The sequence below is a fragment of the Microcystis sp. M53603_WE2 genome (assembly GCF_030065435.1).
The window spans coordinates 1-7,033 of sequence record NZ_JASJFF010000336.1; the positions used below are offsets into that span (position 1 = coordinate 1).

At 43.5% G+C, this 7,033-nt stretch carries 8 protein-coding genes and 1 other RNA gene; 4 read left to right on the forward strand and 5 right to left on the reverse strand.

Annotated features, from left to right (window positions below; all coding sequences use genetic code 11):
- The first annotated feature begins 432 nt into the window (after positions 1–432).
- From PX481_RS07250 to PX481_RS07260, 3 genes are all read left to right on the forward strand, one after another.
- Positions 433–1,569 carry a DUF58 domain-containing protein gene (locus tag PX481_RS07250; protein ID WP_288094157.1) on the forward strand — a complete coding sequence of 379 codons (1,137 nt, stop codon included), beginning with the start codon at positions 433–435 and terminating at the stop codon, positions 1,567–1,569.
- A gap of 86 nt (positions 1,570–1,655) precedes the next feature.
- An RNA gene (gene ffs / locus PX481_RS07255) (signal recognition particle sRNA small type) lies at positions 1,656–1,752 on the forward strand.
- A gap of 9 nt (positions 1,753–1,761) precedes the next feature.
- The gene (locus tag PX481_RS07260) at positions 1,762–3,033 is read left to right on the forward strand and encodes an MFS transporter (RefSeq protein WP_288094158.1); all 1,272 of its coding nucleotides are present in this window, start codon (positions 1,762–1,764) and stop codon (positions 3,031–3,033) included.
- Positions 3,034–3,069: 36 nt separating this feature from the next.
- Here PX481_RS07260 and PX481_RS07265 read toward each other — a convergent pair whose 3' ends face one another.
- From PX481_RS07265 to PX481_RS07280, 4 genes are all read right to left on the reverse strand, one after another.
- Positions 3,070–3,699, reverse strand: coding sequence for a DUF3782 domain-containing protein (locus tag PX481_RS07265; RefSeq protein ID WP_288094159.1), 630 nt, complete (start codon positions 3,697–3,699; stop codon positions 3,070–3,072).
- 113 nt (positions 3,700–3,812) lie between these two features.
- Complete coding sequence (purU, locus tag PX481_RS07270) at positions 3,813–4,667, reverse strand: formyltetrahydrofolate deformylase (protein WP_002759669.1); 855 nt, start codon at positions 4,665–4,667, stop codon at positions 3,813–3,815.
- A gap of 122 nt (positions 4,668–4,789) precedes the next feature.
- Positions 4,790–5,365, reverse strand: coding sequence for a (2Fe-2S) ferredoxin domain-containing protein (locus PX481_RS07275; protein WP_002759670.1), 576 nt, complete (start codon positions 5,363–5,365; stop codon positions 4,790–4,792).
- Positions 5,366–5,409: 44 nt separating this feature from the next.
- Positions 5,410–5,652, reverse strand: coding sequence for an Asr1405/Asl0597 family protein (locus PX481_RS07280; protein WP_288023258.1), 243 nt, complete (start codon positions 5,650–5,652; stop codon positions 5,410–5,412).
- 221 nt (positions 5,653–5,873) lie between these two features.
- On the opposite strand from PX481_RS07280, the gene PX481_RS07285 reads away from it, so the two are divergent.
- Positions 5,874–6,713, forward strand: a complete 840-nt coding sequence (locus tag PX481_RS07285; RefSeq protein WP_288094160.1) for a reverse transcriptase-like protein — start codon at positions 5,874–5,876, stop codon at positions 6,711–6,713.
- 105 nt (positions 6,714–6,818) lie between these two features.
- On the opposite strand, the gene PX481_RS07290 is transcribed toward PX481_RS07285, so the two are convergent.
- Positions 6,819–7,033, reverse strand: a 215-nt coding sequence (locus tag PX481_RS07290; protein WP_288094161.1) for an AI-2E family transporter, incomplete at its 5' end; no start/stop codon positions are given.

A 7,033-nucleotide genomic window follows, 5' to 3' on the forward strand; every position in this document is an offset into this window, starting at 1 on the left:
CCTGAAAATTAGGTAATTGACCCCCTGAAAATGGGTAAAACCCCACACCCCACACCCCACACCCCACACCCTGCCCCCAGGAAAAGCTTTTTCAGCAAACCCTAATTAGGAGTGAGCGCTTGACTTTGCCGGCGGCTTGGGTTATAATTGTCTTACAATGGGATGTTTTTGTTTATCGCTGACTGCTCAGATTACCATTATAAATAAACTCTTTTTAAAATATTATTGCAAAATCTGCCCACAAAAGCAAGCAAAATTTTGCCATCAATTGTTAAGTTTTGTTAAGAAAAATCCCAACAGTGGCAAGGAAGAGAACTCCCTTAGCTGATCAGTCCGATCCCCTTGATAGTTTATCATGGCTTTTGGGATAATTCTAGAAGTGTGGGACTGATTTTTAGCTTTCTAGCAAAGACGACAAAACCACTAAACTCTATGAAAACTTGGTTAGAAGATCGCGGTATTTTACCCGCTTACGGTGGGGGGGTAATCATTGGCATTACCCTCTGTTTTTTCGGAGCTGCGACCAATACCATGGCGGGATGGTTGTATGCTATCTCTGGCACGACGATCGCTGTTTTAATTTTATCGATAATTTTACCCCGTCGTTCCCTTCTTCCTCTGAAAGTGCGTCGTCTTGCCATTGTACCCGTGAGTGCAGGAGACGATCTTAGTATTAGCCTAGAGATAGAAAATACGAGCAATCAGCCGATAAATCTGTTAGAAGTGACAGATCTGCTGCCTATAGTTCTCGATCGGCCAAAAATAACCGCAATAGAAGCGATTGCCTCCAAAAGTTGCCATCGTTGGACTTATTATTTACCCACCAGTAAACGAGGTATTTATCACTGGCAAGAAGTACAATTAAGAACAGCGGCCCCTCTCGGTTTATTTTGGTGTCGTCGTTGTCAGCAAGCAGCGGCTAAAGCTTTAGTTTATCCCCAAATTTTACCCTTACAACAATGTCCCCTGATCGATTCCCTCGGTCAAGAGATGGAACAAAAATTAGAAAATAATCGCTATTATCAAAGGGCTAGTCAAGGACTTACCCGTAACTTGAGACAATATCGCCAGGGTGATTCTACCCGTTTAATTCACTGGAAAACTAGCGCCCGTTTGGGAGAATTGCAAATTCGGGAATTAGAAGTGTTAACGGGAGGACAGGAAGTGATTATCTGTCTCGATACCCTCTGTGATTGGCAAGAAGACAGGTTTGAACGGGCGATTATTGCCGCTGCTTCCCTCTATTTTTATGCCCATCGTCGGCAACTAAATGTGAAACTCTGGACCGGTGAAACGGGGTTAATTCAGGGGGAAAGGGTCATTTTAGAAACTTTAGCGGCTATAGAGGCAAAAGCTAGTCAAAAAAATGCTAATCTGCCTAATTTACCTGTAATTTGGTTGACAAGTAACTTCAATTCCATCGAACAACTCACCCCCGGCAGCCGTTGGTTATTTTTCCTCGCTGCCGATTCTAGGGAGAGTCCTTCACTCTTAATCCGACAGTTTAGCGGATTGGCGATCGAACCGGAAACTTCTCTACAACAACAATTGCAAAAACCCCCTCGTTGAGGAAATTTCCGTTCATAGTCTAGATTGAGAGGAGATTCTCCAGAAAAAAATGCCCGTATCCCCGAAAAAGATGTTATGATAGAAAAGACTCGGACTCATGCGATCGCAACGCCTTAACCTTGTCAGGACCGGAAGGTAGCAGCAATACGGGATGCTTGTGACTGGCGTGATCTCCGGGTCTTTTTGTTGCCTGTGACGGTCACTGTCGTGAACGCTTTCAAAACTTTTCGATCGCTTACTGGCGAAACTCGTCGTCAACTACTCATCCTCTTCGTCACGGCGCTGTTTTTCTGGATAAGTATTACCACTCTTGTCCCCACTCTCCCCACCTATATTAAATCCCTAGGCGGTAGCAAACAAGATATCGGTTTTGTCATGGGGGCCTTTGCCATCGGTTTAATTGTATCGCGCAGTTGGTTAGGCAATCTAGTTGATCGCCGCAGTCGCAAATTAGTGGTTTTATTTGGAACTATTGTCGCCGCTACCGCACCCCTCGGTTATCTATTTTTTCGCGATCTTTCCTCTTTATTCGCCGTCCGCGCCTACCATGGTCTCAGTATCGCCGCTTTTACCACCGGTTACAGTACCCTAGTGGTGGATTTTTCCCCCGTTCGTCAACGGGGAGAGATAATTGGTTATATGAGCTTAACTGCACCCCTAGGCATGGGAATCGGTCCAGCTTTAGGCAGTTATCTCTACCAATCGATCGGTTATAACGGTTTATTTCTAGTTTCCGCCGCTTCAGGAGCGATCGCCTTTCTCTTTGGTTTCTCCATTCAAGAACCGGACTTCAAGAAAAAATTAGCCCAAATGAAGGCAGAAAATCAGACAATCGAGCGCAGTTTTTGGGCATTATGTCAAGAGCGAGCTTTTTTAGTCCCTACCTTAGTTTTTCTATTGGTCGGTACTTTATTCGGCGGTTTAGTCGCTTTTTTACCCCTGTTTCTCCTCGAAAATCAGATTCCTTTCAGTGCCGGTCTATTCTACAGTTATGCGGCACTATCGGGGGTAATCGGACGGATTTTGTCGGGAGGAGCCAGTGATCGCTATGGACGGGGTTTATTCATCACTATTAGCGTTTTTTGCTATGGTTTATCCATGTTGGTTCTATCTTCTGCCCGATCTTCCTCCGCTTTAATTTTAGCCGCTATCCTCGAAGGTACGGGAGGGGGGATTTTATTCCCTATGTTACTGGCTTTAATCTCCGATCGCTCTGGGCCCCAAGAACGCGGCCGGGCCTATTCTATCTGTATCGGCGGTTTTGATGTGGGAACAGCCTTAGCCGGTCCAATTCTGGGGGTTTTAGCAATTTCCTACGAAACTATGTTTAGTTTATCGTCAGGATTAGCTGTTATCGCTCTCTTTCTCTTTTTTACTCTCTCTAACCCCACCATACGCCATTCTTTTCTCTTCGCTTTCGGTTTAGAAAAAGATCGTTATGCTCTGCGCGGACAATTACAATAAAGCTTACTGAAAAAGTTTTTCCTAGGGCAGGGTTATTTAATAGGTTTGAGGTGGAAAATTATCGGGAATATCTAATTCAAATACTTGGTCATGAATCCGAGCCACATAAAGCCCTTCTTGCAGAATTTTTTCCCGTAATTCCGGGGATACATGAACCGCCGCTAATATGCCATAGAGTTTTTTATCTTTGTGTTCAGGAAAAAAGCGGCGAAACCGTGGCAAAATACTTTTTAATTGTGTAATATCTTCCTGTCTAACATGACTTTTAACCTCAACGATATAAGCGGTATTTAGCTCACCATTGCTATAGGCAAGAACATCAATTTCTAGGTGTTGTCCTTCTTTACTGACTCGCACACTAGGACTAACAACTTCCATACCAAAGCGTTGTCTGAGAATCGTTTCCATTGAAGGAAGGGCAAGTCCTTCGGTAAAGCTGCCGAATTTTGCACCGAGTCCCCCAATTTGTTTGCCCAGTTCTTTGAGTTGTTTGTCAGTTTCCTTCTGTTGTTGGGCGTTTTCCTTCTGTTGTTGACTAACTTCCTTCAATAGTAGTTCAGTCTCCTTCTGTTGTTGACTGACTTCCTTGAGTTGTTTGTCAGTTTCTTTTTGAGCGGCAGTTAATTCGGCTAAGAGTCGCCATACGTCTTCGGATGTGGTTGCCATAGATGATTTTTTCCTTCTGATCTGGTCTATTGCTATTTTAGTCAATCGCGCCGATACTTCCTAATTTTTAAGCTTCAATGCTCTCTTTTTTGTCAAGTACATCTTATCCCATTTTAAGCGAACACTACCGTGCGATTAGCGTAAACCAAAACGCGATTTTGCAAGTGTAAACGGACCGCTCGCGCTAACACCACCCTTTCTAAATCCTTACCTTGACGAATTAAATCTCCCACGGTATCGCGATGGCTAACTCTGACCACATCCTGCTCGATAATTGGCCCCTGATCGAGATCGGCAGTGATATAATGGGCGGTGGCTCCAATAATTTTTACCCCTCGATCGTAAGCCCGTTGATAGGGATTAGCTCCGGCAAAAGCCGGTAAAAAAGAATGATGAATATTGATAATATTGGGGAAAAAGTTAATAAAATCTGGAGTGAGAACCTGCATATATTTAGCTAAAATCACTAAATCTATCCGGTATTCCCGCAGTAACTCTAATTGTCTGGCTTCCTGTTCAATCTTGGTTTCGGCGGTAATGGGAATATGATGAAACTCAATACCGAATTGATTGGCAACTGAGTGTAATTCTGGATGATTGCTAATAATTAAAGGAATTTCTGCCCTAATTTCTCCCCCGTGTTGTCGCCATAATAAATCGAGGAGACAATGATCCTGTTTTGTCACCCAAATAGCTAGACGCGGGACAGTATCGGAAAAATGTAAGGACCAACTAGCCTGCAAAGGTTTGGCAATAGCGGCGAAAGCTGGTTCGATCATCCCACGGGGTAAATTAAACCCTTCTAATTGCCATTCTATCCGCATCAGAAACAATCCCGCCGAAAAATCCGTGTGTTGGTCGGCGTGGATAATATTGCCGCCATTAGCGTAGATAAAATTAGCGATTTTCGCCACCAGACCAATCTGGTCGGGACAAGAAATTAACAAGGTTGCAGTGGTACCAGTCATAAATTATCGGTGGCAAGAATTGACTTTTTCTATCCCCTAATTGATTACAATTTCAGGCACTTCGTCCCTTTGATGCACATAAAAGAGCATTTGTCAAGAGCGATCGCCGATTAAATTTCCGGTTAAACTGATACAGTATTCTCTTGCTCAGAAGTGGCAAAATGCCGCTCGATCAGGGAGGGGACATCTTGGGGAGCTACCTGATTATAATGCTTTTTATCGGGCATAACCACCAGATTCGGCCCTTTTTTGCACTGTTTTAAACAGCCAGTTAATTTAATATTCACCGCTTCTCCCAGTCCTTTTTCCTCTAAACTACTCTCTAACCTTTGGCAGACTCTCGCACCGCCATTTTTCCAACAATCGGACTTCTGACAGATTAAGACGGTGGCTTTTTGCGCTTTTGCTGGGGCCACTTCTGGAGTTTTTTCGCCGGATAAATGCTCGATCCCTAGTACCCTCAGTTTTAATTTTCCCTTCTTTGAACAAAGACTACTTTCTCCCGTCACTTTTAGCCATGAGTGGAGAGCAATATTGAGAGGTATGTGGTCTCGCAGTGTTTTTTCGGGCTTAAACCAATATTCTCGTTTATCAACACTGATTCTCAGGTATTTTACCTTATATCCGTCCTTGAGGACAAAACCGAGGAATTGACCGACCACTTGAAAGGGAACCATGGCAGTTACAGATTTTGACATACTTTCTCACTTTTTACTCTTAGATTGCTAATTTTTCTCAAGGATTATGCCTGCCAACAGGTTTCCTGCCAACCGATTAAACAGCTTTGGGAAGCCTCTACCTGTCGCAGGACAATCCACAGCTGTAAAAGTTGAGCGGAGGCATCAATGCGAACCGGCAAAAGCTTATGGAGCGAGCATTTATCTTCAATGTCCAGGGCCTGCAGCCGGTGGTAGAGCTGCCAGCGCTCCCAAGCACTAAGAGGGAAGATTTTCTCACCTTCCGATGGCAATTTGTCTGTACTCATGGGGCTTTTAATTGAGAACTATTAGCAATATAACTCTAGGCTGATGTTCTCAGTATAACCGACAACTGCAAATAATTATCAATAACCTGAAGAAAAAAAGTTACCCGGTAGCGGCGATCGGCTAAAATCTTGCTTGTCCGCTTTGCCGATCCCGGAATCGCTACCGCCTAGAATTGTCAAAGAGATAAAAATGGAGATAACAAGATTTATTGACGAAAATTATGGATAAAAAAGCTCAAAAAACTGATAATTCAGCAGTTCTCTATTTTGATGGTGGTTCTCGCGGCAATCCGGGGAGAGCAGCCGGTGCAGCGGTAATAGTTTTAGCCGAGGGCAATTCCTTGACTACGACTAGATATATGGAGATAGCCACTAATAACGAGGCTGAATACACGGGATTGATTATTGGATTGGAAAAAGCCCAAGAACTAGGCTTAAAAAGTCTAGAAATTCGGGGAGATAGTCAATTAGTCATCAATCAAGTTAAGGGAGACTGGAAGGTAAAAAGCGATAGTTTACGTCCCTTTTATCAGCGTGCTTGTCAATTAGTTGCCCGATTCGATCGCATTAGCTGGCGCTGGATTGAACGAGCTAAAAATAGTTTGGCTGACGCTGCTGCCAATCATTGTATGGATGCGGCGAAAAAATCGCCAGAAAAACCAAAGGAAGGCGAAACTAATCTCGATATTCTGCTCCAATCCCTGAAACCAGTCCTAAATACCGAAGAATTCGTTTTTTCTTCCCTAACAGCAACAGGACTAGAACAGCTACAATTAACCCCTATCTGCCAATTTCAGGAAGAGGAAGGCATAACGGTGATTATTCCCCGTCAGCAAGCCGATCGCAAGAATTTGCAGTACAAATATATTTATAGACAAATTACTCTTTCTGTGCATTCTAGTTTAGCGGCGGTGGGATTTTTAGCGGTAATTAGCGAGAAACTGGCCGCAGCAGCAATTAGCGTCAATGTCATTTCTGGTTATTATCACGATCATTTATTTATCCCTAGGGATAGGGTGACAGAAGCGATGGCTATTCTCGAAGAAATTAGCCGCTCATAACAGTTATCAGTTATCAGTTATCAGTTATCAGTTAGCAGTTAGCAGATGTGAGTTTTCAATTCACTCATTACTGTTTACTGTTCACTGAAAAAACAGGATTTATTGTTATTTGCCCTCCTCTGAGGAATTTTTCACCGTTTCTTCTAGGAAAACTACCGGTTCTTTTTCCCGTTGCTGCGAGCGGATGATATCGATGGTACTTTTCAGCACACTAGCGATGGGAACTGCTATCAATAAACCGAGAATTCCTGCTACTTTGCCACCGATAAAAAGAGATAGAATAATCCAGACGGGATTAAGTCCGATCATACCTCCCATTA